This window comes from Vibrio sp. 03_296 (assembly GCF_002265885.1).
This window is the reverse complement of the sequence record NZ_NPKW01000370.1, coordinates 1-490: the sequence shown is the minus strand read 5'-3', so window position 1 is coordinate 490 and position 490 is coordinate 1. Positions and strand designations below refer to the sequence as shown.

General features: G+C 45.9%; 1 pseudogene. It reads right to left on the bottom strand.

Annotation, left to right across the window (positions count from 1 at the left end):
• Positions 1-458, bottom strand: a pseudogene (nqrC, locus tag CIK04_RS24720) (NADH:ubiquinone reductase (Na(+)-transporting) subunit C); the annotation flags it as partial.
• Between the last annotated feature and the right edge of the window lie 32 nt (positions 459-490).

The window sequence follows — 490 nt, the reverse complement described above, 5'->3', positions numbered from 1 at the left end:
CCTGCTCGTAGTAGGTGATACCTGATACTGTGTTACCATCGGTTTCAACTGCAACGAAAGCGTACATCATTGACCAAAGATCCAGTTACCGTGAACCGGTAGAATGATCTTAGAAATGCTGTCGCCATTTTTCACAAGGTACACAACACCTGTATTTGCACGACGTAGAATTTCGCGTCATCTTGCTCAGCGGTCAGTTTGATAGACTGTGCAGGATTCTTTCGCGGCTTGCGTTGGTCATACGTTGCTGCATTACCATCAACAAAGTCGCCTGTTGCGAAATCAACCAGACGTGGTTCGATGTACTGAGCAAAAAGCTCTGGTACTTTCTTACCTTTGCTGTCGATACCAGCTACTTCGATGATCTTGGATTGCTTATCCAAAACAGCGTTAGCTTTTTGCTGGTCACGCAGACCGACTGCTGCTGTTGATACGATGATTGAACAAACAAGGCTCAACCCGACAACAACACCAGCGTCTTTTAATGCTG